Genomic DNA, 26846 nt, shown 5'->3' with positions numbered 1-26846 from the left:
GGTTCTGCGCAGTGGGCAACCCGGCATGGATGCCGGGTTAGCCGCCCCCGGCCATGGATGGCCGATGGCGGCGGGCCCACGGAGCAGGACCGGAACGAGGGCATGGCGAGCCTTAGCGAGCCACCGAACGAAAGGGGCAAAAGCCTTTGGTTACTTGGGGCTTTTCCAAGTGACCCGCTGTAAGAGCGGAACCAATAGCAGCCGTTACCACAAAAACGGTTATGCCCCCAACCCCAACCCCAACCCGATCTACCCATACAAAAAGCCCCACAATAAGCGGGGCTTTTTTATTGCAGCATCAAAGTGGCCTGCTCAAACCCCGTTCTTGCTGTTTTGCGGTCCGCGGGGCTGTTGGGTTGCATCCGCCACTTGCGCAGTCTGCTCCTGAGTCTTGTGAACCGCCTGGATAATGACCTTGGCCACGTCCGCCGGACGCGACTGCTGCGGCACATGGCTGGCCTCGACTTCGGTGACCTGCGCTTTCAACTTCTTGGCAAACGCACGCTGCAGATCGGGTTGGATCATGCGGTCTTCACGAGCAACGACGTACCAGGTCGGTTTGCCCTTCCAGGCAGCGGCGCTGGTTTTGTCGTCGAATGCCGAGGCGCGAATCGGTCCCTGTGTGGCGGACATGACGGCGGTCTGTACGGCGGGAAGATCCTGTGCGAAACCGGTGGCCATGCCTTGTGGGGTCATGTAGAGAAAACCGTTTTTATCCGCGGCGATGTCTTTCACGCCGGACGGTGCCGGGTAGTCTTTACCCAGATCCTTAGTGGCCTGGCCCGCATCCGGGGCAAACGCGGCGACGTACACCAGGGCGCGGACTTTCTGGTCAGTGCCGGCCTGACTGATTACTGTACCGCCCCAGGAGTGTCCGACCAGCACGACGCTGTTGTCCTGATTGTTCAACACGCGCTGCGTAGCCGCTACGTCATCGGCCAGGGAAGTCAGCGGGTTTTGCACCACGGTAACCTTGATACCTTCGGCCTGCAGCAGCGGGACAACCTTGCCCCAGTCGGAGCCGTCAGCGAAAGCGCCGTGTACGATCACCACCGACGGTTGAGGGGCGGCGGCCTGGCTGCCGACGGCGAACAGTGAAGTGGTCATGGCGAGTGCGAGGGCGATAGCCTTGGGTTTGAACATGGTTGGAACTCCTGTGGTTGGTGTGACGCAGTTTCAGGAATACGGGGGCGGTCCGGTATCGGTCGTTTATCCGAGGCAGACCAAAAACAAGTGAAGAAAGGGGAGAGTCATGCGCGAGAGTGACGGTATCGAGCTGGAGAGTGCGATCCTGGCGTTGTCCATGGTCGGGGACCTGAGCATGGGCCAACCCTTCGACCAGTCACGCCGTACGGCTCGCCTGGTGCAGTTGCTCGCGCAGTCCTGCCACGGTGCCGGTGAACACACCGAGGTCGCACGGCAAGTGGCCTTGCTGCGCTGGTCGGGGTGTACGGCCAATGCCGAGGGTTTCACTCGTTTGCTGGGCGATGACGTCGAGGGCCGCAACGCCATGCTCAGCCAGACACTGGGCGCGGCAGGCCTGCGCGCGATGCGCAAATCGACGCCGCTGGCCGTGGTGCATTGCGAGGTGTCGGGCGATATCGCGCACACGCTCGGCCTGAGCGCGCCGGTCGAACACGGGCTGCGACACGTATTCGAACAGTTCGACGGTGAAGGCAAACCCTTTGGCTTGCGCCATCCCGAGGTGCCGGAGGTGGTCTATCAGGTACTGCTGGCCGGTGATCTGGAAATCCTCTCCCGGGTTCACGGATTGGAGGCAGCGCTGGAATGGATTGCGACCAAGGGCGACCGTCGCTATCCGGCATCGCTGGCCGCAGAACTTGCGCACAATGCCAAAGACTGGCTGGAATCGTTGCGCGTGCCGCAAGACGTTCCTCCGCAACCGCATCGAAACGAGAGGCAGGTTGCGCTTACGCTGGTCGGGGATGTGATCGACCTCAAGCTGCCTTGGCTGGCGGGCTACTCACGCCGGTCGGCCGAACTTGTCCGGGAAGCTGCGAGGTTGTGGGGCTTGCCGGAGCAGTCGGTCGACCAGGCCGCGAAAGCGGCGCTGATTCATGGCATCGGCCGGGCGGCGGTGCCCAACCGAATCTGGAACACGACGGGCGTATTGCTCGACGGTGATCTCGAACAGGTACGGCTGGTGCCTTACTGGACGTCGCGCACCTGCGGCCAGATTCCTGAACTGTCGGCGCCGGGGCGGCTGGCGTCGAATGCCTATGAACGACTGGATGGCAGTGGCTACTTCCGTGGACTTGAGGGCGATGCCTTGCCCGCCGAGCAGCGTTTGCTGGCAGCCACGCTGGTCTGGCAGGCATTGCGTTGCAACCGGCCGTGGCGTGCAGCCCTCAGCGACAGTGACGCCGAGCGCCTCTTGCTCGACGAAGCCGCGCTGGGGCGTTTCGACCCTCAGGCCTGTCAGGCGGTCATCGCGGCGGCTCGCGGCGAGAGCGCCGTCGCGCCCAGGGGAAACACCAGCCCGCTGAGCGACCGCGAGACGCAAATCCTGCAGCGCATCAGCATGGGCGGCAGCAACAAGGAGGTGGCACGCCAGCTCGGCATCAGCCCGAGCACGGTGCGCACCCATGTCGAGAGCGTGTTCCGCAAATTGCAGTGCACGACCCGTGCGGCAGCGACACTGAAGGCGCTGACGCTCGGATTGATATGACTCTCAAATGGGGATGTGTGTGGTCGACAACACCTGGCGCAACCCCATGAACGAACGGATCTGCCGAACCCCCGGCAGGTAAAGCAACTGCTCCGCGTGCAGGCGGTTGAAGCTGTTGCTGTCCTTGGTTCGTATCAACATGAAGTAGTCGAATTCCCCCGTCACCACATGGCATTCCATGCAGCCGGACACCTTTTGCGCCGCAGCCTCGAAGGCGGCGAAGGATTCCGGTGTCGAGCGGTCCAGCACCACGCCGATCAACACCACCATCCCCGCCTCCAGCGCTTCATTGTCCAGCAACGCGACAATGCCCTTGATCAGGCCCGCCTGCTTGAGGCGTTCGACGCGCCGCAGGCAGGCCGGTGCGCTCAGTTTCACCTTCTCGGCGAGCGCCACATTGGAGATGGAGGCGTCTCGCTGCAGGGTCTTGAGAATGGCGCGGTCGGTCCGGTCCAGCGGGTGCGGCTCTGCACCTGAAGCGCCGGGTTTCTTGTGGTTATTTGTTGCGCTCATAGTGATTTATACACAATAAAAAGATGTTTTAAGTGGTAATCGATGATTTATGTTTCTTTAATGAATTGAAACTTGCAACACATATTTTTGCCTTTGTTCTTAATATTGAACTCATCGAAGACCCTCTGAAAGCACCTGGAACGCAGCCTTTTTTGCCTTTCGGTCTGGCGCTTGGATATCCAATAAACAAGGAGCAGAGTCATGAACCTGAATCGTTTTAAACGTTATCCGCTGACCTTCGGTCCTTCTCCCATTACTCCCTTGAAACGCCTCAGCGAACACCTGGGCGGCAAGGTCGAGATGTATGCCAAGCGTGAAGACTGCAACAGCGGCCTGGCCTTCGGCGGCAACAAGACGCGCAAGCTCGAATACCTGATTCCCGAGGCACTCGAACAGGGTTGCGACACCCTGGTGTCGATCGGCGGGATCCAGTCGAACCAGACCCGTCAGGTTGCTGCCGTCGCCGCCCACCTGGGCATGAAGTGTGTGCTGGTCCAGGAAAACTGGGTGAACTACTCCGACGCCGTGTATGACCGGGTCGGCAATATCGAGATGTCGCGCATCATGGGCGCAGACGTACGACTGGACGCCGCCGGGTTCGACATCGGCATTCGTCCCAGCTGGGAGAAGGCCATGAGCGACGTGGTGGAGCGGGGCGGCAAGCCGTTCCCGATTCCGGCAGGTTGTTCCGAGCATCCTTATGGCGGTCTCGGCTTCGTCGGTTTTGCCGAAGAGGTCCGGCAGCAGGAAAAAGAACTGGGCTTCAAGTTTGACTACATCGTCGTGTGCTCCGTGACCGGCAGTACCCAGGCGGGCATGGTCGTCGGGTTCGCCGCTGACGGCCGTTCGAAGAACGTCATCGGCATCGATGCCTCGGCCAAACCGGAAAAGACTAGGGCACAGATTCTGCGTATTGCCCGTCACACTGCTGAACTGGTGGAACTGGGTCGCGAAATCACCGACGAGGATGTGGTGCTCGACACGCGCTTCGCCTATCCGGAATACGGTTTGCCGAACGAAGGCACGCTGGAAGCCATTCGCCTGTGCGGGAGCCTTGAAGGCGTGCTGACTGATCCGGTGTATGAGGGGAAATCCATGCACGGGATGATCGAGATGGTTCGCCGTGGCGAATTCCCCGAAGGTTCGAAAGTGCTTTACGCACACTTGGGCGGGGCGCCGGCGCTGAATGCCTACAGCTTCCTGTTCCGTAACGGCTGACGGTGATCCTCAGTGGCGAGGGGGCTCGCCCCCGTTGGGTCGCGAAGCGGCCCCAATCCTGCAGCCGCGGCCTATCAGTTACACCGCATGCAATGTTTTACGACTGCTTCGCAGCCGAACGGGGGCAAGTCCCCTCGCCACACAGGTTCGTTCCTACCGAGGCCGAATCGGACCGTTCAACCGCCGGGAGTAACGCCATGCACGCGACATCGCAATCCGCAGTCTGGATCAAGGAACCCTCCGCGGATGCCGGGGTGGTCATCGTCACCAGCGCAGCCTTGCCCAAATACATGATCGACAAGCTACACGTGGCAATCGACGACTGGGACCAGGTGGCATATCTGGCCGTCCTGCAATCCAGAGCGTTGATGCTCGACTGGCTGCGGGTCGGGTTCAACCCCGAGCAATCGACACGAGTCGACGTCTGTGATGCCAGCCAATTGCTGCGCTACGTTTCCAAAGGCAGCTTTTTACTGGATGTCGAAGTCGGCGCGGCCCCTGGCCTGACCTGGCTGGGATCTGTCTGTGGTCACCCGTTGCGCGTCGTCGAACTGGGAGAGATAGCGTCCTCCAGCGCGGCGATGGATCGACAGGTGGAAGACGTTTTATCGGCAACCCGCAGTCTGGCGAAAAGCGTGTTGCAGGAGCGCTGCGTCATTTAGCGAATCAACCACCCCAAACAAGAAAGGCAAAGCCTATGAGCCAAACTGCCGACTGTCGTAACAAAGCCCTGAAATGGATGCGCGAGCCTTCAAGTGGTACGCGCATCGTTGTCATCGCGTCCGGACTGGATAGCGATCATATTGAGTTGATCCATCAGGGTTTCAGCTGTTTTGAAAATGTTGCGCTGATCCATGTCGAGACCGCGAATGTCGCCTCGGCCGAGCGTTCCATCCTCGAGGCGGTCGATCAGGTTAAAAGCCTCGCCCGAGCAAGTCATTCGCGCCGCCTTGAAGTGTTTCCCGACACCTGCAGGAGTTGCCCATGAACCCGTCCGATATTCATGCCCAATTGCCGGGCCAGACCGCTGAAGATGCACAGGAAATCGCTGAGTGGCGGGATGCCTTGCTATCGGTCATCGCCCATGGCGGCGCCGGGCAAGCCGCGCAGATCATGGACATGCTGGTGACACTGGCCAGCACCTGCGAGATGAACTGGCGGCCGCGCCACGGCACGCCCTACATCAACACCATCAGCGTCGAGCGGCAGCCGGTGTTTCCGGGTGATCTGGCGATGGAAGAACGCCTGGCCTCGATCATGCGCTGGAATGCGCTGGTCATGGTGGCCCGGGCCAACCAGGCTTATGGGGAACTCGGTGGCCACATCGCCAGTTATGCCAGCGCTGCCGATCTGTTCGAGGTGGGCTTCAATCACTTCTTCAAGGCGCGCACCGACACCTGCGGGGGAGACCTGGTGTTCTACCAGCCGCACTCGGCGCCGGGCGTCTATGCACGAGCTTTTCTGGAAGGTCGCCTCGAGGAAAAGGACCTGCAGCATTATCGGCAAGAAATAGGCGCGCGCGCCCAGGGGGCCCGGGGGCTGTCGAGTTATCCGCACCCATGGTTGATGCCGGACTTCTGGCAGTTCCCGACCGGCTCGATGGGCATCGGTCCAATCAGTTCGATCTATCAGGCGCGCTTCATGCGATACCTGGAGCACCGCGGCTTGCAAGACACCGCCGGGCGCACCGTCTGGGGCGTGTTTGGCGACGGTGAAATGGATGAGCCGGAAAGCATGTCCGCCCTCACGCTGGCGGCGCGTGAAGGGCTGGATAACCTGGTGTGGGTGGTCAACTGCAACCTTCAGCGGCTGGACGGTCCGGTGCGGGGTAACGGTCGCATCATCGACGAACTGGAAGCATTGTTTGGTGGTGCCGGCTGGAACGTCATCAAACTGGTCTGGGGTTCCGACTGGGACGGCCTGTTTGCCCGGGATCATGACGGCGCGCTGGTCAAGGCCTTGTCCGCTACGGTCGACGGCCAGTTCCAGACCTTTGCCGCAAAAGACGGGCGCTTCAACCGCGATCAGTTCTTTGGCCAGAACGAAGCCTTGACTCATCTCGCCCAAGGCCTGACCGACGAACAGATTGACCGCCTCAAACGCGGTGGCCACGACGTGGTGAAGATTTTTGCCGCCTACCACAGTGCAATGCGCGAGAGCAGAAAGCCCACGGTGATTCTGGCGCAGACCAAGAAAGGCTTCGGCATGGGCGACGCCGGGCAAGGCAAGATGACCGTGCACCAGCAGAAGAAACTCGACAAGGACGCCTTGATCGCCTTCCGCAACCGTTTCAATTTGCCGTTGACCGATGAGCAGGCCACCTCGCTGAGCTTCTTCAAACCCGCCGACGACAGTGCCGAAATGCGCTACCTGCATGAGCGTCGCCGGGCCTTGGGCGGGTATATGCCGTCGCGGCCCACCACGTCGGCGGCGTTGGCGGTGCCCGACATCAATAGCTACGCCGGGTTTGCCATTGCCGCTGAAGGCAAGGAAATGTCCACCACCATGGCATTCGTGCGGATGCTCAGCGGTTTGCTGCGAGACAAGCAACTGGGGCCGCGCATCGTGCCGATCGTGGCGGATGAGGCGCGCACGTTCGGCATGGCCAGCCTGTTCAAGCAGATCGGTATCTATTCCAGCGTGGGCCAGCGTTATGAACCGGAGGACATCGGTTCGATCCTGAGTTATCGGGAAGCCCTGGATGGCCAGATTCTCGAAGAAGGCATCAGCGAGGCCGGGGCGATCAGTTCCTGGGTAGCGGCGGCGACCAGCTATTCGGTGCATGGCCTGCCCATGCTGCCGTTCTACATCTACTACTCGATGTTCGGCTTCCAGCGCATCGGCGACCTGATCTGGGCGGCGGCTGACCAGCGGGCGCGCGGGTTCCTGCTCGGCGCCACGGCGGGTCGCACCACGCTGGGTGGCGAAGGTCTGCAGCACCAGGACGGCAACAGTCACATGATGGCGGCGATGGTGCCCAACTGCCGTGCCTACGATCCGGCGTTCGCCGGAGAGTTCGCGGTGATCCTCGATCACGGCATGCGCCAGATGCTGGAGCGTCAGGTCGACGAGTTCTATTACGTCACGCTGATGAACGAAAATTACCCGCAGCCCAACCTTCCCGACGGTGTCGAGCAGGCGATTATCAAGGGCATGTATCTGTTCGCCCGGCATGAAGTCGAGGATGCACGTGGCAGTGTCCAGTTGTTGGGTTCCGGCGCGATCCTGCTTGAAGTGATCGCGGCGGCCGAGTTGCTGGCCAGCGACTGGAACATCGACAGCGAGGTGTGGAGCGTGACCAGCTTCACCGAACTGGCCCGCGATGCCCGCGAGGTGGAGCGCTGGAATCGCCTGCATCCCGGACACCCGGCGCGACGCAGCCACGTACAGGAGTCACTCAACGACACGGCGCCGATCATTGCCTGTACCGATTACGTCCGCGCATTGCCCCAGTTGATCGCCAGTTATCTGGGGGCTCGCTACAGCGTGCTCGGCACCGACGGTTTCGGCCGCAGCGATACCCGCGGCAGGCTGCGCGCGTTCTTTGAAGTGGATCGCCATCAGATCGTCCTGAGTGCCCTGACGTCACTGGTTCAGGAAGGGCGCCTCGACGCCCGTGTGTGTGCCGAAGCGATTGCGCGGTACGCCATTGAGGTTGACGCCGTCGCGCCTTGGGAAGCTTGAAGCCGTGCTTCAGGTCGAGTCGAATGTTCAGGAAACGCTTATGAAGAATGTGCATGAAGTGCGAATGCCCGACATCGGCGATGCCAGGGATGTCGGTGTCATCGAAATACGGGTCAAGGCGGGCGATGCGGTGCTCGAAGGGCAGACCTTGATCATTGTCGAAACCGACAAGGCGGCCATGGAAATTCCGTCGCCCACGACGGGTGTATTGCAATCGTTGACGGTCGGGCTGGACGACAAGGTCAGCGAAGGATCGCCGATCGCCTTGATCGAGAGTGAAGGGCGCTCGCCTGCGCCTGCACCCATGATCGAGCCCGTTGCAACGCTCGCGGAACCTCGGCAGCTGGCGTCGGCACCGGCGCTCATCGAAGTGCGTGAGCCACCCACCGATATGCCGCTGGCATCACCCTCGGTTCGCAAGTTTTCTCGAGAACTCGGTGTGTCGCTCAAGGCCATTCAGGGGACGGGGCTGCGCTGTCGCATCACCAAAGAAGACGTGTTGGCCCATGTGAAAGGCGCACTGAAAGTATCCGAAGCGGGTGCCCAACCGTTGGGCGGCGTGCTGCCCTGGCCGGTGGTTGATTTTGCCAAATACGGGCCGGTGGAAACCCGGGCACTGTCGCGCATCCGGAAAATCAGCGGGGCCAACCTGCATCGCAACTGGGTCATGATTCCCCACGTGACCAATCATGACGATGCGGATATCACGCAGCTCGAACAGTTCCGCGTGCAGGTGAACAAGGAAAAAGCGCAGAGCGGGGTCAAGCTGACGTTGCTGGCCTTGTTGATGAAAGCCTGTGCGGCCGCCTTGAAAAAATTCCCGGAGTTCAACGCCAGTCTCAACGGCGACGAGCTGGTATTGAAGCGTTACTGCCACATCGGTTTTGCCGCCGATACGCCGCAAGGGCTGGTCGTACCCGTCATCAAGGACGTCGATCAGAAAGGTGTGCTGGCGATTGCCCGGGAAATGTCGGCGCTCGCTGAAAAGGCACGCGAGGGCAAGTTGAGCGTTGCCGAGATGAGTGGCGGCTGTTTTTCGATTTCGTCGTTGGGCGGCATTGGCGGGACGTATTTCACGCCGATCATCAATGCCCCCGAGGTCGCCATTCTGGGGGTGGGCAAAAGCCGGGAGCGGCTTGCGCTGGAAGGCGGGCAGGTGGTCACGCGTAACATTCTGCCGTTGAGCCTGAGTTGGGATCATCGTGTGATCGATGGCGCCACTGCCGGGCGTTTCAACGCCTATCTGGGCAGTGTCCTGGCGGATTACCGGCGGCTGGTGCTGTGACGGGCGGCTACTTGATCATACAAATTCCCGTCACGCGGACACATTCCAGATACATGAGCGCGGTTTCATGGGACTGTCCAAAACCATAAAGAGGCTTTTGCCATGTTCCGCAAACTGCAGCATGCCGCCAGGCTCCTCAGCCAAAGCACGCGCCTGATGGTGGGCGTTCCGGATTACGACAACTACGTCGCGCAGATGGCGCTGAATCATCCCGGCGAGCCGGTCATGAGCTATTCGGCGTTCTTTCGCGAACGTCAGGAAGCGCGCTACGGCAAACGCAGCTGCACGACGCGGTGCTGCTGAACGCCGGTTGATCGACGGGCAACGAAAAGCCCCGTCCTCTTCGAGAGGGCGGGGCTTTTTGCGTTTTCAGGATCAGCAGGCCGTCCGCTTTTATCAGGGGCCTGCAATCAGTAGTCTGTCACACCGACATTTGGATGGAGCCGAATCATGACACTCACCCACCGTCCCGTACGCGCTGAAGATGTTCAGGCGATCTGCAACTTCCCGCAAACCCCTGAGGAACTCTTTTTCATGTTTCCGAAGGCGCAGTACCCGCTGACGGACACCCAGCTGCTTGCATCGATTGCCCAGCGTTCTGACTCAACGGTGGTTGAAGAGAACGGCTCCGTGATTGGTTTTGCAAACTTTTACAAGTTCGAGCGCGAAGGTGTGTGCACGATCGGCAACGTGATCGTGTCCCCCAAGACCCGGGGAAAAGGTGTGGCGAAATTTCTGGTGGAGACGATGGTAGGGCTGGCGATTGACCGTCACCGGGCAAGTGAAGTGCAGATTTCGTGCTTCAACGAAAACACGGCGAGGCTGTTGCTGTATCCGCAACTCGGGTTTGTGCCGTTTGAGATTGAAGAACGGTTATCGCCGGACGGTCGTCGGGTCGCGCTTGTGAACATGCGATTAATGACCCAGGCCTGACTCTCGGACATTTCAATCCCTTGGACAAAGCTTGCCCCGCGGGTGCGCAACATCGAGCGGATGGAGATTCCCCTTCAGCCGCTCTCCGAAAGTTGTTGTTCGAAGATGTAACAGTTTTTCCCGGATACTCTCCTCGTTTATTGAAAATCTCTATTTAAATCAAGTAGTTAACAACTTATAACGGCTTCCTTGCCGTGTTACCGAGCACTTGTTTAGTATCGGCAACAGTTCGTACCTCCTGTCCAACAACAAGAACGACGAGGACCTTTCATGACTTCCCAATCGTCACTGCTCAGCCGGGTTGAAAACGGTATCGCCTGGGTCACCCGCGCAACTGGAGCGGTGGCTTGCTCGACCCGAACTGAGGGCTGGCAGTTTCGGTGTATAGGGAGGCCTCATCGCCAGTAAGCCGGCGCCTACGAAATCGGTGTCGTGCATCAGACTCCCGCATCACACAAAACCTGTAGGAGCCGGCTTGCTGGCGATAACGTCTGCCCAAGCACCGCAACTTTTCGACCCACTCCGGTCGTGAACTAGACTGAGTCCCACATTGAACGGTGGGAGCAACCAGCGTGGCGCTATTCAAATGGACTCGTTGATCACCGCGGCTGCACGGGCACTGGCGGCGGGTGATCCGCTGGGTGCGCTGGACCGGATCGCGTTGCGCGATGACGCGCCAGCGCTCGCCTTGCGCGGCATTGCGATGGCGCAGCTCGGCGATCTGGTTCGGGCGAAGGCGCTGGTAAAAAGTGCGGCGCGTGCATTCGGGCCAAAGGAGGCGTTGGCGCGGGCGCGGTGCGTCGTGGCCGAGGCCGAGATTGCCCTGGCTTCGCGAGACCTGGGCTGGCCGGTGAAAGCCCTTGAGGCGGCGCGGATCACGCTTGAGGCGCACAGTGACCGGGTCAACGCGGCTCATGCGCGCTGTCTGCAGATTCGGCGATTGTTGCTGATCGGCCGGCTCGACGAGGCGGATGTTCTGCTGGCCACGCTGGATCCTGCACCGTTGCCGCCTGCTTTGCGCGCCGCCCATGAATTGGTGGTGGCCGGGATTGCCATCCGGCGGCTGCAATCGAAAATGGCTCGGCATGCCCTGACGAGGGCCGAGCATGCTGCGCGTGAAGCCGGTATTCCGGCGCTGACGGCGGAAGTCGAAAACGCATTTCTCGTTCTCGACACCCCGGCAGCACGGCTGATCGTCCACGGTGAAGAGCGACCTTTACTGCTGGAAGAAGTCGAAGCCTTGCTCGGTTCGACCTCGCTGGTAATCGACGCGTGCCGGTATGTCGTGCGCGGCGCCGGCATGTCGGTGTCGCTCGCCAAACGTCCCGTGTTGTTTACCCTCGCGCGCGCGTTGGCCGAAGCCTGGCCGGGCGACGTGCCGAGGGAAGTACTGATCCGTCGGGCGTTCCGCCTGAAGCTCTCGGACGAGTCCCACCGGGCACGGCTGCGCGTCGAAGTCGGGCGCCTGCGCGCGGCGCTGAAACCCTTGGCCGGTATCATCGCCACCCAACACGGGTTTGCGTTGGTGGCGCTGGTTTCATCCGATGTCGTGGTGCTGGCTCAACCGGTTGAAGAGAAGTTTGCGGCGCTGTTTGCCTTCCTCGCCGATGGCGAATCCTGGTCGAGTTCAGCGCTGGCCTTGGCCCTTGGCACCAGTCAGCGCACGGTGCAACGCTCGCTCGACACACTGGCGGCGGCCGGCAAGGTGCAGTCATTCGGGCATGGACGGGCGCGGCGCTGGATGACGCCGCCGGTGCCGGGTTTCGCGACGACCTTGTTACTCCCGGCGCCTCTGCCAAGTGATTAGGATCAACGCCACGAACCCCGGAAAAGGAAACTGACATGAAACATTCAACCGCAGAAATCCTCCGTGAATATGGCCCGTTCAGCGGTGTCGACAGCGTGCATGGCGTGACTTGGGACGGCGAGCGCGTCTGGTTTGCCAGTGGTGAAAAGCTCATCGCCCTCGACCCGCAAAGCGGCAAGACCTTGCGTTCAATCGATGTCACCGCCGACGCGGGCACGGCCTTCGACGGCCGGCATCTGTTCCAGATCGCCGCCGACCGCATTCAGAAAATCGATCCGCAGACCGGCAAGGTACTCAACACCATTCCGGCCCCGGGCGGCGGCAATGATTCCGGGCTGACCTGGGCCGAAGGCACGTTGTGGGTCGGCCGCTATCGCGACCGGAAAATCCACCAGATCGACCCAGAGACCGGTGCGATTCTGCGTACGATTGAGTCGAACCGCTTCGTCACCGGCGTGACCTGGGTGGACGGGCAGTTGTGGCATGGGACCTGGGAAGGGGATGAAAGCGAACTGCGTCGCGTGGACGCCAAAACTGGGGAAGTGCTGCACAGCGTCAGGATGCCAGCCGGTGTCGGCGTGTCGGGGCTGGAATCCGACGGCGGCGATCAGTTCTTCTGCGGCGGTGGTGGCAGTGGAAAGGTGAGGGCGGTGCGACGGCCTGCGTGACACCGCATGATATTCACTGCGCGACCGGCCTCAAGGCGCTCCAAACAACATCGTCCAGTAAACCCCTTCGTCACTGCGCGAGTCCGTCGCGTAGGCGAACCCTACTTGAGTGAACAGCGGGCTCATCAGGTTGGCGCAATGTCCGGGGCTGGCGAGCCAGCCTGCCATTGCCTTGCTCGGTGAGCCTTGGCCCGCGGCGATGTTTTCGCCGATCTGGCGACCACGGAATCCGGCAGCTCTTGCACGGTCGGCGGGCGTATCACCGTCGGGATCGCGATGGGCGAAGTAATTTCCGTAAGCCATGGCCTTGCTGTGGCCCTGCGCGGCTGCCCCGAGGCTGGCATTCCAGGCCAGTGGTCGGGCAGCGGCGAAGCGCTGACGCCCGCAAAGGCGCGGTTTCGCCCGTGCAGCGTTGACCTGGGCGAGCAAGGCCCGGCTGACGGCTCGCGTGTCGTCCATTTGGCTGTCCAGCACCGGTCGCGCCAGCACCACTTGCCATTCGCTACGGCTGCGGCTGACGCCGATATCGGCGTATTGGCTATCCAGCAATGCCGTGCAGTAGTCGCTTTGCAGCAGATCGAACGCCTCATCGGCATCTTGTGCGCCGACCACGCGCAGGGTACGCACGCTGACGGCTTGGTAACCGGACGCTTTCAATCGGTCGCGCAAACCGCCGCCGTAGCCGATCGGCAGGGCCAGGTTGGATTTCAGCGTGAGCGGCGACAACCGTTGGGCGGGACGTCGCTCGCAATGCTCGGGGTGGGCACGGTAATCGTTGATGGCTTCCACCAGTTGCCGTTCCGCGCCGGCGTGGGCGGGGCGGGTGATAACAGCAAGCAGGGTAAACAGGCACAGCGAAGTCAAGCGCAAGGCGTGGGCGGTTTGGCGCATGGAGAGACAGCTCTGAAGAGATGACAACGGTTTGGGGAGGAATTGGCGCCGCTGTAAGACTGAGGAGCTGAAACAAGGTTCACGGCGCAGGAGGGCATATTTACCGGCGACAGCATTGCGTCCGACAGACGTACTGCGGCGGCAGCGGGAAGGAGAGGGCGGTGCGACGGCCCACATGAATCACCGCTGGCGAAAAAACACCGCTAAACCTGTAGGAGCCGGCTTGCTGGCGATGGTGTCTTCGAGACCGCCTTCGCCAGCAAGCCGGCTCCTACACTCCGATGTTGTCCGAAAAAACAGGCATGTTCATGTTCCGTAGGAGCAAGGCTTGCCCGCGAAGGCGGCTTCACATACACCGCCACCTTTGAAGCTAGATTCACCCCCCCCAACCCTCCCGCACCGCTGTGCGAATGCCCTCCAGCAACATCGCAAACGCCGGGTTGTCGTTGTTCTCCCGCCAGATCAGATGTAACTCGCTCTGCGCACCTTCGCCCAGGTCGATGTCGCGAAACACCACATTCTTGAACACCACACTGGTCGCGCAACGCGGCACCAGCGCCAACCCCATGCCGGCGTTGACCAACGCCAGAATCGTCAGCGACGAGCCGAGCCATTGCACGTATTCCGGGGCGACGCGGGCCGAGCGCAGCATACCGGTCAGCAGTTCGTTGAATGGCGGGTAAGCGGCGTGGGAGTACATTAGAAACGGTTGTGCATCGAGGTCATTGACCGACACGTTTTCAGCGTTGGCCAGCCGGTGATTGCTGGGCACGGCGAGGACAAACGGCTCGCGCACCAGGCATTCGGTGGCGTAACCCGGCTCCAGCAACGGCGCACGGACGATGCCCAGATCGATACGGCGGGCGCGCAGGGCTTCGTGTTGCTGGTAGGTGTTCATTTCCGACAGGTCGATTTTCACGTGTGGCTGTTTGAGCCGGGCTTCGGCAATCACCTTGGGCAGGAACTCGTACACCGCGCTGCCGACGAAACTGATGTTCACCGAGCCGATATCGCCTTCGGCAAAGCGGCGGGCGGTGGCGGCGGCTTGCTGGGCGCGCTCCAGCAGGTTCTGCGCTTCGATAAAGAAAGCGCGGCCGGCAGCGGTCAGGGCGACGCTGCGGGTGGTGCGGGTGAACAGCTCCACGCCCAAGTGGTGTTCCAACAGTTGAATCTGCCGGCTGAGCGGCGGTTGCGTCATGTTCAACCGTTCGGCGGCGCGACGGAAGTTCAGTTCGGTTGCCACCGTGGTGAAGCAGCGCAGTTGGGTCAGTTCGAACATTGATCTAATCCAGGTATCAATCGAATGCCAAGTTAGATTAGACGGGATCAATGTCCGCGTCCATGATCGGCCCGTCCCTAAAAAAACAATGAACGGGAGTCGCCCCTTGAATACCCTCCAGAGTCCGCCGGACCCGACTGTGCTCGCCCGCGCAGCGGCCAAGGTCAAGCGCCATGTGCTGCCGCTGTTCGTGGTGATGTTCATCGTCAACTACATCGATCGCGTCAATATCGGCTTCGTGCGCAGCCACTTGGAAACTGACCTGGGCATCGGCGCCGCCGCTTACGGCCTCGGCGCCGGGCTGTTCTTCATCGGTTACGCAATCTTCGAAGTCCCCTCCAACCTGCTGCTGCAGCGCTACGGTGCCCGCGCCTGGCTGACGCGCATCATGTTCACCTGGGGCGCGGCGGCCATGGCCATGGCGTTCGTGCGCGGTGAAACCAGCTTCTATGTGCTGCGTTTCATACTCGGCGCGGCCGAGGCGGGTTTCTTCCCCGGCATCATTTACTACTTCACCCAATGGCTGCCGTCGACCGAACGCGGCAAGGCCATGGCGATCTTCCTCAGCGGCTCGGCCATTGCCTCGGTGATTTCCGGGCCGGTTTCCGGTGCATTGCTGAACGTCAGCGGTTTCAGCCTGCACGGCTGGCAGTGGATGTTCCTGATCGAAGGCTTTGCCTCGATCGTGCTGTGTGGTTTCGTTTGGTTCTGGCTGCAGTCCCATCCACGCCAGGCGAACTGGCTGAGCACGGAAGAAAAGGACGCGCTGGTGGGCGCCATCGCCTTCGAACAGCAGGCCCGCGAAGCCACGCAGACGGTCAAGCCGTCGATGTTCAAATTGCTCGCCGACAAACAGATCGCACTGTTCTGCTTCATCTACTTTTCCATCGCCCTGACCATCTACGGCGCCACGTTCTGGCTGCCGAGCATGATCAAGAAAATGGGCAACCTCGGCGACTTCCAGGTGGGCCTGTTCAACTCGATTCCGTGGATCATTTCCATCATCGCGATGTATGGCTTCGCCGCCATGGCCAGCAAATGGAAGCACCAGCAGGCCTGGGTTGCCTTGACGCTGGTGATTGCCGCGTTCGGCATGTTCATGTCCACCACCGGCGGGCCGGTTTTCGCCTTCGTCGCCATCTGTTTTGCGGCGATCGGTTTCAAGGCCGCCTCGGCGTTGTTCTGGCCGATTCCCCAAGGCTATCTGGACGCACGCATCGCCGCGGCAGTGATCGCCTTGATCAACTCCATCGGCAACCTTGGCGGTTTCGTGGCGCCGACGGCGTTCGGTTTCCTCGAGCAAAAAACCGGTTCCATCGAAGGCGGCCTCTACGGTCTGGCGGCCACTTCGCTGGTGGCGGCGGTGGTGATCTTCTTTGCCCGCACCGCCCCGCGGGGCAATGCCCACAGCGTATTGAAGGGCAAGCCGGTCGACACCGTATCAGCGTCCACCTCTTTAAGTCACCCCGCTTTGAAACCTGATCCAAAGGGAGCAACCTCTTGAAAATCAAACGAGTCACCGTCACCCCCATCGCTTTCCGTGATCCGCCGCTGCTCAATGCCAGCGGGATTCACGAGCCTTTCGCGCTGCGCTCGATCATCGAAATCGAGAGCGACAATGGCTACATCGGTCTGGGTGAAAGTTACGGCGACGCGCCAGCGCTGTTGATCCAGCAACAACTGCAATCGCAACTGATCGGCCTCGACCCGTTCAACCTCAATCAGCTGCGCCGCATCGTCCAGGCCACGGTGGCGGCGAACAAGCCCGCGAGCATTGCCGGTGCCGAACTGGCTCCGGGCTCACACGCCAGCAAAGCGGTGAGCAACGCGTATTCGGCGTTCGAAGTGGCGTTCCTGGATTTGCAGGCGCATTCGTTGAACGTGCCGTTGGTGGACTTGCTGGGCGGGGCGATCCGCGATGAGATTCCGTTCAGTGCCTACCTGTTTTTCAAGTACGCGCAACATGTCGATTCACCCTACAAGCCAGACAACTGGGGTGAGGCGTTGAACGAAGAACAGATCGTCGCCCAGGCGCGGCGGATGATCGAGGCTTATGGCTTCAAAAGCATCAAGCTCAAGTCTGGCACGTTGCCGCCTGAGCACGAAGTGTCGTGCATCAAGGCCCTGAAAAAAGCCTTCCCCGGTTACCCGCTGCGCATCGACCCGAATGGCAACTGGTCACTGGAAACCTCGATCCGCATGGCTGAATTGCTTGGCGATGACTTGCAGTATTACGAAGACCCGACGCCGGGCCTCGACGGCATGGCCGAGCTGCACAAACGCACCGCGCTGCCGCTGGCGACCAACATGGTGGTCACCGATTTCGATGAGCTTCGTCGCAGCGTGGCGTTGAACAGCGTGCAGATCGTCCTCGCCGACCACCATTACTGGGGAGGCCTGCGCGACACTCAGGCGCTGGCGAAAATGTGCGACACCTTTGGTCTTGGCGTGTCGATGCATTCCAACTCGCACCTGGGCATCAGCCTGATGGCGATGGCGCATGTGGCGGCGGCGGTGCCCAATCTGGATTACGCCTGCGACACCCATTACCCGTGGCAGGAACCGGATGAAGAAGTGATCAAGGGCGGCAAGCTGCCGATCGTCGATGGCTGCGTGAAAATCACCCGCGCACCCGGGCTGGGACTCGAACTGGATCAGGATCAGTTGGGCAAGCTGCACGATCAATACCTGTCCTGCGGCATACGCCAGCGCGATGACGTGAAACAGATGCAGCGCTACAAACCGGACTGGAAGGCAGTCAAGCCGCGGTTTTGAGTTCGGTCAGCAAACGTTCTATTTGCGCCAGTTCCCAGGTGCTGAGCAAACTCACCGGGTCGGTGCCATAACGTTGCCAGCTGTCGAAGGTCCCCTCGCGGCCATCCGGGCACTGGCAATGCTGGCAGTGGCGAAGGTGGGTGCCATCGAGATCGAGGGTCAGGCGCCAGCCCTCGATGTCGACGTGCACCACGCCGGACTCGGATTGTTCGCCCACTAGTCGCAGCGGACGAACCTCCAGCGAGGCATCGCGCAATACCTGGTAAATCTCGCGGGCGATCAGCGGTGGCACGGGGTTCTCCGGTGGGCAGGTCGGGATGTATGAGGAGTCCGGGACGACATAAACCTTGTAGGAGCCGGCTTGCTGGCGATAGCGTCGGATCAGTCAAAAAACAGGTTGGCTGACCCACCGCTATCGCCAGCAAGCCGGCTCCTACAAGGGAGCAGGCGTTCAGACGGTTTATGGGGAAATGATCCCGTGATCGATCGCGTATTTGACCAGCGCCGCCGGTTTGTCGATGTTGAGTTTGCGGCGAATGCTCAGGCGATGGGTTTCTACGGTGCGCACGCTGATGTCCAGGTCGCGGGCCATTTCCTTGTTGTTCATCCCTTGGGCCATTTTGTACAACACCTGGCTTTCACGGGGTGTCAGCTCGTTGTCGGTACTTTTATCGGCGATCAGCCGCTGGGCGATTTCGGCGCTGTAGAACGTTCCGCCGCTGGCAATGGCTTCGATGGCTGCAATGATTTCCCGTGACGGCGCGTTCTTCAGCACATACCCGCTGGCACCCGAGCGCACGGACTCACTCACGTATTCGTAATTGTCATACATGCTGAGCACCAGCACTTTGAGCGACGGGTACTGGCTGCGCAGCAACCGGGTCAACTCCAGGCCGTTCATGTCCTTGAGGCTGATATCCACCAGCAACAGGTCTGGCTGGCAGCGACCGACCATCTCGATGGCGTCCGCACCATTTTCCGCTTCGCCGACCACTTCCAGCGGGGCCATGACGGACAGCAGCGCCTTGATCCCGTCTCGGACCAAAGAGTGATCGTCGACCAGGGCGACGCGGATCGGGGAGGGCAGGTTTATCACGGGCATTCACTCTTATTGTCAGGTCAGCGTTTTGCGCCGGGCATTTTCATCGGCAGCAGCACGTCCAGTTCACTTCTTCCCGGCATCGAAATCAGGTCGAATCGACCCCCGAAATGCTCGACACGCTCACGGATATTGCGCAGGCCAATGCCGGCGTGACGACGTTCGACCTGGGCGACGTTGAAGCCGACACCGTCATCGACCACCGTCAGCCGTATGGATTCTTCAGACCCGTGCAGGGTAATGGAAACGTTTTTCGCCTGGGCATGGCGTTCAATATTGGTCAGGCCTTCCTGCACGATGCGGAACAGCGAGACCGCCGCGCCTTCGACCAGATGGCAGTCGAATTCGTTGTCGTTGTAAGTCACCGTGAGGCCGCTGCGCTGCTCGAACTCCTCGGCAAGTTGGCCGATGGCCGCCGACAGCCCCAGGGTGTCGAGCAAGGATGAGCGCAGGTCGTGGGAGAGGCTGCGAACTTCGCCAATCGCTTCCCCCAGCCGCTCGGTGGCCTCTCTCAAAATGCTCAAGCCTTTGTCCTGTCCGTTCTCCAGGACATGGCTGGCCAGTTCGAACTGGAACTTGATCGAGACCAGTACCTGACTGATCCCGTCGTGCAGCTCTCGGGAAACCCGCGAGCGCTCTTCCTCCTGCAGACTGACGATGCGTTGGGTCAGGCGTTGGAGTTTCTTGTCGGCCAGACGGTGTTCGCTGACATTCAGCGTCATGCCGCTGGCAAACACGAACAGCACGGCCACAAGGGCGACGGCGGCAATCGCCAGCATGGTTTTGCGGATGCCCATCGCCACTTCGTCACGGGCCTGCTGAGTGGCGCGTTCAACGTCTTCAAGGTAAATGCCGGTGCCGAGCATCCAGCCCCAGCGATCCAGCATCACCACGTAGGCGAGTTTGTCGGTCACTTGGCCGGAGGAGGGTTTGTTCCAGGCGTAGCGCTGAAAACCTTCGCCCGATTGCGCACTCTGGAGCAAGGCCTGGATCACCGGCAGGCCGTGCGGGTCTTTCATGTCCCACAAATACTGGCCCACCAGCTCCGATTGCCGCGCGTGCATCAGGCTGCGGCCCTCGCGGTCGTACACGAAGAAGTAGCCATTGATGCCAAAGCTGAGTTTGCGCAGTTCTTCCAGCACTTGCTGCTGGGCGCGCGCGTCACCTTGGCCATTGTCGTATAGCGGCGCGATCAGGCTCTGGGCCATTTCCACGTAGTTTTTCAGTTCGGCGCGCTTGCTGGCCAGGATGCTGTCTTCGATCAGCTGCGCCTGTTGATCACCCAGCTGGCGGTTCAGGGAAATCACCAGTGCACAGATGACAGCGATCGCCAGCACCAGCGGCAGAATCCCGAGCGCGACGATTTTGTGTTTGAGCTGCATCTGGGCTCCTGTCCGGACCGGGGGAAGGCGAAGGCCGGCATCATATGCCAAAGATACGCGCGTCCAGTAGCGCTGCTGGACGGAATGACCTGTGGTTATCCGTGCGACACCGAATTGTAGGAGCCGGCTTGCTGGCGATGGCGGCGTAACTGATACACCGCATCGCCTGGATCGCCTGGATCGCCAGCAAGCCGGCTCCTACAGATTGCGCGCCTCTACGTAGAACTACGTAGAGGTCGCGTACGTAGTAACGCGGATTTATTTGTGGACGGCATGCGCGGATATTGGGCCAGCTCCGCACAGCGGACACAATTATAAAAATTACCGCCGCAGTCACTGGCTGTCGGCAGGAGACACGCTATGCCCCGTCTGGCTAAACACCTTGCCTGGTTTGCCGTGGCTGTTCTGGGAGCGTTTGCGCTGAGTGTCGTGGCCCTGCGCCGCGGCGAAGCGATCAACGCCCTCTGGATCGTAGTCGCAGCCGTCGCTATCTACCTCGTCGCTTATCGCTACTACAGCCTGTTCATCGCCAACAAGGTGATGCAACTCGACCCCAATCGAGCCACGCCCGCTGTACTCAATAACGATGGTCTGGACTACGTCCCCACCAACAAACACGTGCTGTTCGGTCACCACTTCGCGGCCATCGCTGGCGCGGGCCCGCTGGTCGGTCCGGTTCTGGCGGCGCAGATGGGTTATCTGCCCGGCACGCTGTGGCTGATTGCCGGCGTGGTGCTGGCCGGTGCGGTTCAGGACTTCATGGTCCTGTTCATGTCCACCCGCCGCAACGGCCGTTCACTCGGTGACATGGTCCGTGAAGAAATGGGCCGCATCCCCGGTACCATCGCGCTGTTTGGCTGCTTCCTGATCATGATCATCATCCTCGCGGTGCTGGCGCTGATCGTGGTCAAAGCCCTGGCCGAAAGCCCATGGGGCATTTTCACGGTGATGGCGACCATCCCGATCGCGATGTTCATGGGCATCTACATGCGCTACATCCGTCCGGGCCGCATCGGCGAAATCTCCGTGATCGGTGTATTGCTGCTGCTCGGTTCGATCTGGCTGGGCGGGCAGATTGCCGCCGATCCGGTCTGGGCCAAGGCCTTCACCTTCACGGGCATCCAGATCACCTGGATGTTGATCGGCTACGGTTTCGTGGCTGCGGTACTGCCGGTATGGCTGATCCTGGCACCGCGTGATTACCTCTCCACGTTCCTGAAAATCGGCACCATCATTGCGTTGGCGATCGGCATCCTGATCACCATGCCTGATCTGAAAATGCCGGCATTGACCCAATTCATCGACGGCACCGGCCCGGTGTGGAAGGGCGGTCTGTTCCCGTTCCTGTTCATTACCATCGCCTGTGGCGCGGTTTCCGGTTTCCATGCGCTGATTGCTTCCGGCACCACGCCGAAGTTGCTGGCGAGTGAAGGCCATGCCCGCTACATCGGTTACGGCGGCATGCTGATGGAATCCTTCGTGGCCATCATGGCGATGGTTGCCGCTTCAGTGATCGAGCCAGGCGTGTATTTCGCCATGAACAGCCCAGCAGCCATTGTCGGCGCTGATGCAGTTTCGGTTGCTCAAACCGTCAGCAGTTGGGGTTTCCTGATTACTCCGGAAGCGCTGGAAGCGGTGGCCAGGGACATCGGTGAAACCACCATCCTGGCCCGTGCCGGCGGTGCGCCGACCCTGGCGGTCGGTATCGCGCAGATCCTGCACCACGTCCTGCCGGGTGAAAACACCATGGCGTTCTGGTACCACTTCGCGATCCTGTTCGAGGCGCTGTTCATCCTGACCGCGGTAGACGCCGGCACCCGTGCCGGACGCTTCATGCTCCAGGACTTGCTCGGCTCCTTCGTGCCGGCGCTGAAACGCACCGAATCCTGGACCGCCAACCTGATCGCCACCGCCGGTTGTGTGGCGATGTGGGGTTACTTGCTCTACCAAGGCGTGATCGATCCGCTGGGTGGCATCAACACCTTGTGGCCGCTGTTCGGCATCTCCAACCAGATGCTGGCCGGTATCGCGCTGATGTTGGCGACGGTTGTGCTGATCAAAATGAAGCGTCAACGCTACGTCTGGGTGACCATGCTGCCTGCAGTCTGGTTGCTGATTTGCACCACCACCGCCGGCTTCATCAAGCTGTTCGACGCCAACCCGGCCATCGGTTTCCTCGCGCTGGCCAAGAAGTACAGCGATGCCCTGGCCAACGGTCAGGTACTCGCACCGGCCAAGAGCATCGAGCAGATGCAGCACGTAATCTACAACGCTTACACCAACGCGACGTTGACGGCGCTGTTCCTGCTGGTGGTCTTCAGCATCCTGTTCTTCGCGCTCAAGGTCGGTATCGCCGCCTGGGGAACCAAGGAACGCACGGATAAAGAAGCGCCATTCCAGGCCTTGCCGGATGCTTGATCGAGGAGCGCAGCATGTTCAATGACCTGAGTCGCCTAGGCAAATACCTCGGTCAGGCCGCGCGCCTGATGGTCGGCATGCCCGACTACGACACTTACGTCGAGCACATGCAGACCAAACACCCGGACAAACCGGTGATGAGTTACGAGGTGTTCTTCCGGGAGCGCCAGGAAGCTCGTTATGGCAGCAAGGCCGGGCCGAAGTGCTGTTAATACAACAGCCGGCTTGATGCAATCCCTGTGGGAGCGGGCTTGCTCGCGAAAGCGGTGTGTCATTCAACATTAATGTCGACTGACACGACCTCTTCGCGAGCAAGCCCGCTCCCACATTTGTTTTGTACGCAGCGACTCTCAGGGTTTACGTTCGATAATGGTTCGCCCGGGCTCATTCGAAGCAGGGGAGGCGGCAACTTCAAGTGGACTTTGTCATAGATGATTTCCGTGAGCGCTTGCCAGAGTTTCAGGCGAAAGGACAAGCCAAGGCCCACAAGCAGCAAGATCGCGGCGCCGATCATCGCCACCATCAAACCCGTCCGGTCAAGGTCCGATAACTCTTCGAGGCATGTGAAATTCATGACCTTCACCTCTGTGCTGGCGAGAAGTAAAGAACGCGCCCAGCGTCGGATTGGTCAGCACATCTGGATTGGCGCCGATACCGGCGAAGGAGATCTCGCAGATACTGGCCTTTGCGTACATGAATACGCCACAGGCGCCACTCGTGCCGTAGGCTTGATAGTCCCGGCTGCTGAACTCGCACTCGCAGGTTTTGCCATCGGCCAGAGCGTTGCTTGCAAGCGATGCAGCAAGAAGGAGTCCGCCTAGGACCCGGGCGGATAATCTCGGATATAACGGCATAGGAAGGTCGACCTCTTTTCATGGAGAGGAAGATGCGTTGTGTTGAGCGTAGCGGGAGGTTTAAATCTTTGCCCGTGCAGGGAAGGGCACTCAATCGCGGTTTACGGCAACTCCTCCCATTTGACATCGGCCAAATCGGATTTTTCAGCATGGTCGAGCAACTTCGCGTGATTGTCCTGGACGTTGTCTTCCCCGTACAAAAGGCCCACGCCTGCGTGCAGACACGCGTAGTACCACGCATCTTCATCGGTCATGTGAGTGTCCGGCTGGACAAACTTTCGACGCGAGCCATTCAAACAGTAAGTGATTTCAAAATGCCGAGAGCGCATCAGCCAATTCTCCAGGTGATGCGGCTCCGACATTAGTGGCTTAGTGCCAGTTCCCTTTTATTTTTCGGGCGTCTTTCTGACTCTGCATCGCGCGGAGGTTTTTTTTATCCTGGAAAAGCGTTCCCGTCGTAACAGCCTAAGCTTCATCTGCACCCGAATCCCGCATAATCCTGAGGTGCAACATGAACCGGAAGACGTTGTACTGCGTGGTCATCGCCATTGCCCTGAGCGGTTGCGCCTCTACGCCACAACGCGTCATCAAGCCTGTCACCCCAATAGCTGTGGCACTTGATGATGCTCAGATCCGCAGCACGCTGATCGGCCACAAACTGAACAATATCGGCAAGACCGGATTGCCCTATTCATTGAGCTTCAATGCAGACGGCACCGAAATTTTTGCGCTGCAGGGCAATCCTCCAGAGACAGAACACTGGACAACCAAGGACGGCGTGATTTGTTTCACGGGCGCCAAAATCAAGAAAGAATGCTATCGACTGAAGAAGGACAATGACGATTACTGGCTGGTGCATCCGGATACCGGAGCGGTGCACTATCACTACACACTGACTCCCCAATAGTTGATTGACAGGCAAAGGAGACGAGCGCTTGCTGATTGATGGCATGGAATACCGGTTTGAGATCGCATCGAGCGTAACGCCAGGGCATGACGGACTCGGCATTGAGTGCTGGCGAGGAGGGGATATGGTGTTTGAAGTGTTTCGAAATGATCAAACACTCAAGTTCGAAGTCACCCTGTTCATGCAGGATGTGCCGCTGGAGCTGTTGGAGGAAATCATTCCAACGGCGCGGGCGCGATTGGGGCGTTTGTTCCGGATTGATACCGGGATGAACACTGTCGATGAAAAGGGGGGGGCGTGAACCTCCAATCGTTGTGACAGCGATAATGTCGTGAGGGGGCATCAGGGCGCGCTAATTGATCTGCACAATGACCGGACCTTCCGTGATGACCGGTGGGAACGCATGGATGTGCGAGGCGTTTTTCTCAATCCATTCGCGTGCGACTTTCATGCTCTCATCGGTGCCGGCCTTGTCCGTGCAAACCGTTATCGATATACCGCCATCACCGAGAGGCAGCAGTGTGTAGCTGGCGAGGCCAGGCACTTTGCGCAGGGCAGCCTCGACGTCGGCCTTTTGCTCTTCGAGAAAATCGAAAAGTTTTTTTGCGTCACGACCCGAGTAGGTTCTTATGACCGCGTACATGGTCATCTCCTTTGCGAGTTACCGTCTTGATACCCGTCCGGATTCGCGGGTGGCCGCTATCACTTGGATTTCAGTTCGTCCTGATCTATTCAGCTTAGTCAAACGCCGGTGACAAGCCAAAGGCAACGACCACCGGCAGCTCCCGGCCCAGAGCCGCGGCGGTCGATCAATCAGGCGGCGGGGAGCAGGCCTTTCTGTCTGGCGACATGAGTCGCCAGTGCGTCCATCAAGTCCGGAGACAGGCAGTCATAGGGCTCCAGGCCGATCGAGCGAAGACGCTCACGGATGGCCTTCATTTGCGAGGGCGGTGTGCCGGTTTCGATGATGGAGGACACGAACGCTGCGAAGCCCGGTGGCGCCCATCCGCTCTGGGGAGAGAGCTCGGTGTGGACGAAGTCCAGGCCATAAAAGGCATGGTCCTTGTTTTCGATGCGCCCGAAGAGGTGAGCGTGGCACTGTTTGCAGGCGTGCCGCTGGATGGTGGCGGTTTCGTCGACGATGGCCAGTTTTTCGCCGTGGGCCGTGACGCTGACCTTATCCCGGGGTACCACGGCAATGACGGCGAATATCGCATTTTGCGGTTTCCAGCATTTGCTGCAGCCGCACGCGTGGTTATGCAGGGTTTGCGCGTCGATCCTGACCTCGACCTTGTCGGTCGCACACAGGCATTGCAGGGTGCCACCTTTGAAATCCGCGGCGGCGGGTTGGAAACCATTGTCCAGTATTGGGTGAAGTTTCAAGGTGCTCATGCTGGCGTCTCCGTTTCAGGGTGTCAGACAAAAGTGCCTGGTGCCGTGATCCAGGCCGGTAGTTCATCAGAACGTGATGACCTCCTTCGGTGCGACCGGTCAGTTCAGTACCCTGATCAAGGATAGCGCGCCGTTCGAAGTGTTTACTCTTGGTCGGCAGGCACCACCTTCCAGCTGTCATCCGGGTCAAAACGCTTCATTGACCGTGCCAGTTTCTCACCCTCGGCTCCCAGGTCTTTCTCGAACACCTGACCTTCATGGCTGATCATGAAACTCATGACCCCGGTGTCAGCGTATTTCGCCGGCCAGGCGATCAGTGCAAAGCCACGGCTCATCTTGTCACCGATGAGGTAGCTGTAGGCGCCGCCAGGTGCCGAAGGACCTTGGCCATCAAGAATACGGAAGTGGTAACCGTGCCAGTCTTCGCCGGCAATGGCTTTGCCGAACGAGGATCCCAACGGGCTGATCTGATCGCTATCGTCGTCGGCCCAGTAGAGACCGTCGTGCTTGCCGGCGGTGCTGAAGATTTTCTGCGCATACTCGAGTGCGCCGTCACCGTCACGGTCCTCTGACGAATAGTCCATCTGGGCGTCGTGATAAGTCCGTACCGATTGCAACGCAGCGAGTTCGTTGCGGCCAATTCGACGGGCACGGATTTCGGCCTGGCCGGCCTTGATGTCGAAGCGCCAACCTTTATCGACTTTGACCATGGGTATCGGCAGTGTCCAGTGGTCGCTGCCGACCGACAGAAGCGCCTTGCGGTCGCTGGTTTTTTCGATGGAATGTTGATCGCGGTATTGCTTCAAAAACGCATCCACATCACTGCGCTGAACCCCTTCGCGGGGGATGTAGCTGTGCCATTCATTGCCCAGCAACTCTGTCAGGCGCACCTGATCGGCGTGTTCCGTACCCAGTGCTTCGACGAACGCTTGAGCGGCCTTTTCCGGCGTCGGGAATGTCTGCTGTGCCGTAACGACACACGACCAGGCCATGCCGGCAGCCATCGCCAATACCTGGGGGAACACGCCCATGAGTAACATTATTCGAGGATT

The 26846-nt window shown here is 60.1% G+C and carries 29 protein-coding genes; 17 read left to right on the top strand and 12 right to left on the bottom strand.

Features of this window, described 5'->3' with window-relative positions; genetic code table 11:
- Positions 1-312: 312 nt before the first annotated feature.
- The gene (locus FBY04_RS04735) at positions 313-1143 is read right to left on the bottom strand and encodes an alpha/beta fold hydrolase (protein ID WP_145314669.1); all 831 of its coding nucleotides are present in this window, start codon (positions 1141-1143) and stop codon (positions 313-315) included.
- A gap of 109 nt (positions 1144-1252) precedes the next feature.
- Between FBY04_RS04735 and FBY04_RS04730 the strand changes: the two genes are divergently transcribed.
- Positions 1253-2689, top strand: a complete 1437-nt coding sequence (locus tag FBY04_RS04730) for an HD domain-containing phosphohydrolase (protein WP_145314668.1) — start codon at positions 1253-1255, stop codon at positions 2687-2689.
- Between the two features lie 3 nt (positions 2690-2692).
- Here FBY04_RS04730 and FBY04_RS04725 read toward each other — a convergent pair whose 3' ends face one another.
- Positions 2693-3202 (bottom strand): Lrp/AsnC family transcriptional regulator, encoded by a 510-nt coding sequence (locus tag FBY04_RS04725; RefSeq protein WP_145314667.1) that lies wholly within the window; start codon positions 3200-3202, stop codon positions 2693-2695.
- 32 nt (positions 3203-3234) lie between these two features.
- Here FBY04_RS04725 and FBY04_RS04720 point away from each other — a divergent pair, with 32 nt between their 5' ends.
- The 10 genes from FBY04_RS04720 to FBY04_RS04670 all read left to right on the top strand — a co-directional run bounded on the left by FBY04_RS04720 (position 3235) and on the right by FBY04_RS04670 (position 12797).
- Positions 3235-3423 (top strand): hypothetical protein, encoded by a 189-nt coding sequence (locus tag FBY04_RS04720; RefSeq protein ID WP_145314666.1) that lies wholly within the window; start codon positions 3235-3237, stop codon positions 3421-3423.
- Positions 3404-4420, top strand: a complete 1017-nt coding sequence (locus tag FBY04_RS04715) for a 1-aminocyclopropane-1-carboxylate deaminase (protein ID WP_145314665.1) — start codon at positions 3404-3406, stop codon at positions 4418-4420. Before FBY04_RS04720 ends, FBY04_RS04715 begins: the two co-directional genes overlap by 20 nt.
- Positions 4421-4617: 197 nt before the next feature.
- Complete coding sequence (locus FBY04_RS04705; protein WP_084321529.1) at positions 4618-5082, top strand: transketolase; 465 nt, start codon at positions 4618-4620, stop codon at positions 5080-5082.
- A 35-nt stretch (positions 5083-5117) separates the two neighbouring features.
- The gene (locus FBY04_RS04700) at positions 5118-5408 is read left to right on the top strand and encodes a hypothetical protein (protein ID WP_178118255.1); all 291 of its coding nucleotides are present in this window, start codon (positions 5118-5120) and stop codon (positions 5406-5408) included.
- The gene (gene mdeB / locus FBY04_RS04695; RefSeq protein WP_145314664.1) at positions 5405-8104 is read left to right on the top strand and encodes an alpha-ketoglutarate dehydrogenase; all 2700 of its coding nucleotides are present in this window, start codon (positions 5405-5407) and stop codon (positions 8102-8104) included. Before FBY04_RS04700 ends, mdeB begins: the two co-directional genes overlap by 4 nt.
- 40 nt (positions 8105-8144) lie before the next feature.
- Positions 8145-9389, top strand: a complete 1245-nt coding sequence (locus FBY04_RS04690; protein ID WP_145314663.1) for a dihydrolipoyllysine-residue acetyltransferase — start codon at positions 8145-8147, stop codon at positions 9387-9389.
- Between the two features lie 102 nt (positions 9390-9491).
- A complete protein-coding gene (locus tag FBY04_RS04685) occupies positions 9492-9692 on the top strand; it encodes a YbdD/YjiX family protein (protein WP_145314662.1) in 201 nt (66 codons plus the stop codon).
- Between the two features lie 147 nt (positions 9693-9839).
- The gene (locus tag FBY04_RS04680) at positions 9840-10322 is read left to right on the top strand and encodes a GNAT family N-acetyltransferase (protein ID WP_145314661.1); all 483 of its coding nucleotides are present in this window, start codon (positions 9840-9842) and stop codon (positions 10320-10322) included.
- A gap of 586 nt (positions 10323-10908) precedes the next feature.
- A complete protein-coding gene (locus FBY04_RS04675) occupies positions 10909-12129 on the top strand; it encodes a helix-turn-helix domain-containing protein (protein WP_145314660.1) in 1221 nt (406 codons plus the stop codon).
- Between the two features lie 35 nt (positions 12130-12164).
- Positions 12165-12797, top strand: a complete 633-nt coding sequence (locus FBY04_RS04670; RefSeq protein WP_145314659.1) for a glutaminyl-peptide cyclotransferase — start codon at positions 12165-12167, stop codon at positions 12795-12797.
- A gap of 30 nt (positions 12798-12827) precedes the next feature.
- Here FBY04_RS04670 and FBY04_RS04665 read toward each other — a convergent pair whose 3' ends face one another.
- Together FBY04_RS04665 and FBY04_RS04660 are read right to left on the bottom strand one after the other, a co-directional pair.
- On the bottom strand, positions 12828-13688 hold the full coding sequence (locus tag FBY04_RS04665; protein ID WP_084321515.1) for a CAP domain-containing protein: 861 nt from the start codon (positions 13686-13688) through the stop codon (positions 12828-12830).
- A 376-nt stretch (positions 13689-14064) separates the two neighbouring features.
- On the bottom strand, positions 14065-14967 hold the full coding sequence (locus tag FBY04_RS04660; RefSeq protein ID WP_145314658.1) for a LysR substrate-binding domain-containing protein: 903 nt from the start codon (positions 14965-14967) through the stop codon (positions 14065-14067).
- A 106-nt stretch (positions 14968-15073) separates the two neighbouring features.
- Here FBY04_RS04660 and FBY04_RS04655 point away from each other — a divergent pair, with 106 nt between their 5' ends.
- Positions 15074-16471 (top strand): MFS transporter, encoded by a 1398-nt coding sequence (locus tag FBY04_RS04655; RefSeq protein ID WP_145314657.1) that lies wholly within the window; start codon positions 15074-15076, stop codon positions 16469-16471.
- Complete coding sequence (locus FBY04_RS04650) at positions 16468-17742, top strand: glucarate dehydratase family protein (protein WP_145314656.1); 1275 nt, start codon at positions 16468-16470, stop codon at positions 17740-17742. Before FBY04_RS04655 ends, FBY04_RS04650 begins: the two co-directional genes overlap by 4 nt.
- Here the strand turns inward: FBY04_RS04650 and FBY04_RS04645 are convergent.
- From FBY04_RS04645 to FBY04_RS04635, 3 genes are all read right to left on the bottom strand, one after another.
- Complete coding sequence (locus tag FBY04_RS04645; RefSeq protein WP_084321507.1) at positions 17726-18034, bottom strand: hypothetical protein; 309 nt, start codon at positions 18032-18034, stop codon at positions 17726-17728. The two genes, FBY04_RS04650 and FBY04_RS04645, sit on opposite strands and share 17 nt — an antisense overlap.
- 168 nt (positions 18035-18202) lie before the next feature.
- Positions 18203-18835, bottom strand: coding sequence for a response regulator transcription factor (locus FBY04_RS04640; protein WP_017339266.1), 633 nt, complete (start codon positions 18833-18835; stop codon positions 18203-18205).
- A gap of 26 nt (positions 18836-18861) precedes the next feature.
- Positions 18862-20223, bottom strand: a complete 1362-nt coding sequence (locus FBY04_RS04635) for a cache domain-containing protein (RefSeq protein ID WP_084321505.1) — start codon at positions 20221-20223, stop codon at positions 18862-18864.
- A 360-nt stretch (positions 20224-20583) separates the two neighbouring features.
- On the opposite strand from FBY04_RS04635, the gene FBY04_RS04630 reads away from it, so the two are divergent.
- Entirely contained in the window at positions 20584-22641 is a 2058-nt protein-coding gene (locus FBY04_RS04630) for a carbon starvation CstA family protein (protein ID WP_084321503.1), read from the top strand.
- 14 nt (positions 22642-22655) lie between these two features.
- Positions 22656-22853 (top strand): YbdD/YjiX family protein, encoded by a 198-nt coding sequence (locus FBY04_RS04625; RefSeq protein ID WP_007900300.1) that lies wholly within the window; start codon positions 22656-22658, stop codon positions 22851-22853.
- Positions 22854-22912: 59 nt separating this feature from the next.
- On the opposite strand, the gene FBY04_RS04620 is transcribed toward FBY04_RS04625, so the two are convergent.
- The gene (locus FBY04_RS04620) at positions 22913-23215 is read right to left on the bottom strand and encodes a hypothetical protein (RefSeq protein ID WP_145314655.1); all 303 of its coding nucleotides are present in this window, start codon (positions 23213-23215) and stop codon (positions 22913-22915) included.
- 381 nt (positions 23216-23596) lie between these two features.
- Positions 23597-23824 carry a DUF6555 family protein gene (locus tag FBY04_RS32615; RefSeq protein WP_307641305.1) on the bottom strand — a complete coding sequence of 76 codons (228 nt, stop codon included), beginning with the start codon at positions 23822-23824 and terminating at the stop codon, positions 23597-23599.
- Between the two features lie 182 nt (positions 23825-24006).
- On the opposite strand from FBY04_RS32615, the gene FBY04_RS04610 reads away from it, so the two are divergent.
- The gene (locus FBY04_RS04610; protein ID WP_145314654.1) at positions 24007-24402 is read left to right on the top strand and encodes a hypothetical protein; all 396 of its coding nucleotides are present in this window, start codon (positions 24007-24009) and stop codon (positions 24400-24402) included.
- A gap of 28 nt (positions 24403-24430) precedes the next feature.
- On the top strand, positions 24431-24703 hold the full coding sequence (locus tag FBY04_RS04605) for a hypothetical protein (RefSeq protein ID WP_145314653.1): 273 nt from the start codon (positions 24431-24433) through the stop codon (positions 24701-24703).
- Between the two features lie 51 nt (positions 24704-24754).
- Here the strand turns inward: FBY04_RS04605 and FBY04_RS04600 are convergent, their stop codons facing one another.
- From FBY04_RS04600 to FBY04_RS04590, 3 genes are all read right to left on the bottom strand, one after another.
- A complete protein-coding gene (locus tag FBY04_RS04600) occupies positions 24755-25045 on the bottom strand; it encodes a hypothetical protein (protein ID WP_084321493.1) in 291 nt (96 codons plus the stop codon).
- Between the two features lie 170 nt (positions 25046-25215).
- Entirely contained in the window at positions 25216-25794 is a 579-nt protein-coding gene (gene gfa, locus FBY04_RS04595) for an S-(hydroxymethyl)glutathione synthase (RefSeq protein ID WP_145314652.1), read from the bottom strand.
- Between the two features lie 143 nt (positions 25795-25937).
- Complete coding sequence (locus tag FBY04_RS04590; protein ID WP_145314651.1) at positions 25938-26825, bottom strand: DUF2950 domain-containing protein; 888 nt, start codon at positions 26823-26825, stop codon at positions 25938-25940.
- Positions 26826-26846: the final 21 nt, after the last annotated feature.

The sequence above is a fragment of the Pseudomonas sp. SJZ080 genome (assembly GCF_007828295.1).
GTDB classification, from domain to species: domain Bacteria; phylum Pseudomonadota; class Gammaproteobacteria; order Pseudomonadales; family Pseudomonadaceae; genus Aquipseudomonas; species Aquipseudomonas migulae_A.
This window is presented reverse-complemented; position numbering and strand designations above follow the sequence as displayed.

Coding starts and splice junctions, on each gene's coding strand:
- FBY04_RS04725 (WP_145314667.1), bottom strand. CDS start 3,202: ATGAGCGCAACAAATAACCACAAGAAACCCGGCGCTTCAGGTGCAGAG.
- FBY04_RS04670 (WP_145314659.1), top strand. CDS start 12,165: ATGAAACATTCAACCGCAGAAATCCTCCGTGAATATGGCCCGTTCAGC.
- gfa (WP_145314652.1), bottom strand. CDS start 25,794: ATGAGCACCTTGAAACTTCACCCAATACTGGACAATGGTTTCCAACCC.
- FBY04_RS04590 (WP_145314651.1), bottom strand. CDS start 26,825: ATGGGCGTGTTCCCCCAGGTATTGGCGATGGCTGCCGGCATGGCCTGG.
- FBY04_RS04680 (WP_145314661.1), top strand. CDS start 9,840: ATGACACTCACCCACCGTCCCGTACGCGCTGAAGATGTTCAGGCGATC.
- FBY04_RS04730 (WP_145314668.1), top strand. CDS start 1,253: ATGCGCGAGAGTGACGGTATCGAGCTGGAGAGTGCGATCCTGGCGTTG.
- FBY04_RS04610 (WP_145314654.1), top strand. CDS start 24,007: ATGAACCGGAAGACGTTGTACTGCGTGGTCATCGCCATTGCCCTGAGC.
- FBY04_RS04685 (WP_145314662.1), top strand. CDS start 9,492: ATGTTCCGCAAACTGCAGCATGCCGCCAGGCTCCTCAGCCAAAGCACG.
- mdeB (WP_145314664.1), top strand. CDS start 5,405: ATGAACCCGTCCGATATTCATGCCCAATTGCCGGGCCAGACCGCTGAA.
- FBY04_RS04625 (WP_007900300.1), top strand. CDS start 22,656: ATGTTCAATGACCTGAGTCGCCTAGGCAAATACCTCGGTCAGGCCGCG.
- FBY04_RS04620 (WP_145314655.1), bottom strand. CDS start 23,215: ATGAATTTCACATGCCTCGAAGAGTTATCGGACCTTGACCGGACGGGT.
- FBY04_RS04735 (WP_145314669.1), bottom strand. CDS start 1,143: ATGTTCAAACCCAAGGCTATCGCCCTCGCACTCGCCATGACCACTTCA.
- FBY04_RS04700 (WP_178118255.1), top strand. CDS start 5,118: ATGAGCCAAACTGCCGACTGTCGTAACAAAGCCCTGAAATGGATGCGC.
- FBY04_RS04635 (WP_084321505.1), bottom strand. CDS start 20,223: ATGCAGCTCAAACACAAAATCGTCGCGCTCGGGATTCTGCCGCTGGTG.
- FBY04_RS32615 (WP_307641305.1), bottom strand. CDS start 23,824: ATGCGCTCTCGGCATTTTGAAATCACTTACTGTTTGAATGGCTCGCGT.
- FBY04_RS04715 (WP_145314665.1), top strand. CDS start 3,404: ATGAACCTGAATCGTTTTAAACGTTATCCGCTGACCTTCGGTCCTTCT.
- FBY04_RS04665 (WP_084321515.1), bottom strand. CDS start 13,688: ATGCGCCAAACCGCCCACGCCTTGCGCTTGACTTCGCTGTGCCTGTTT.
- FBY04_RS04660 (WP_145314658.1), bottom strand. CDS start 14,967: ATGTTCGAACTGACCCAACTGCGCTGCTTCACCACGGTGGCAACCGAA.
- FBY04_RS04705 (WP_084321529.1), top strand. CDS start 4,618: ATGCACGCGACATCGCAATCCGCAGTCTGGATCAAGGAACCCTCCGCG.
- FBY04_RS04630 (WP_084321503.1), top strand. CDS start 20,584: ATGCCCCGTCTGGCTAAACACCTTGCCTGGTTTGCCGTGGCTGTTCTG.
- FBY04_RS04600 (WP_084321493.1), bottom strand. CDS start 25,045: ATGTACGCGGTCATAAGAACCTACTCGGGTCGTGACGCAAAAAAACTT.
- FBY04_RS04675 (WP_145314660.1), top strand. CDS start 10,909: ATGGACTCGTTGATCACCGCGGCTGCACGGGCACTGGCGGCGGGTGAT.
- FBY04_RS04690 (WP_145314663.1), top strand. CDS start 8,145: ATGAAGAATGTGCATGAAGTGCGAATGCCCGACATCGGCGATGCCAGG.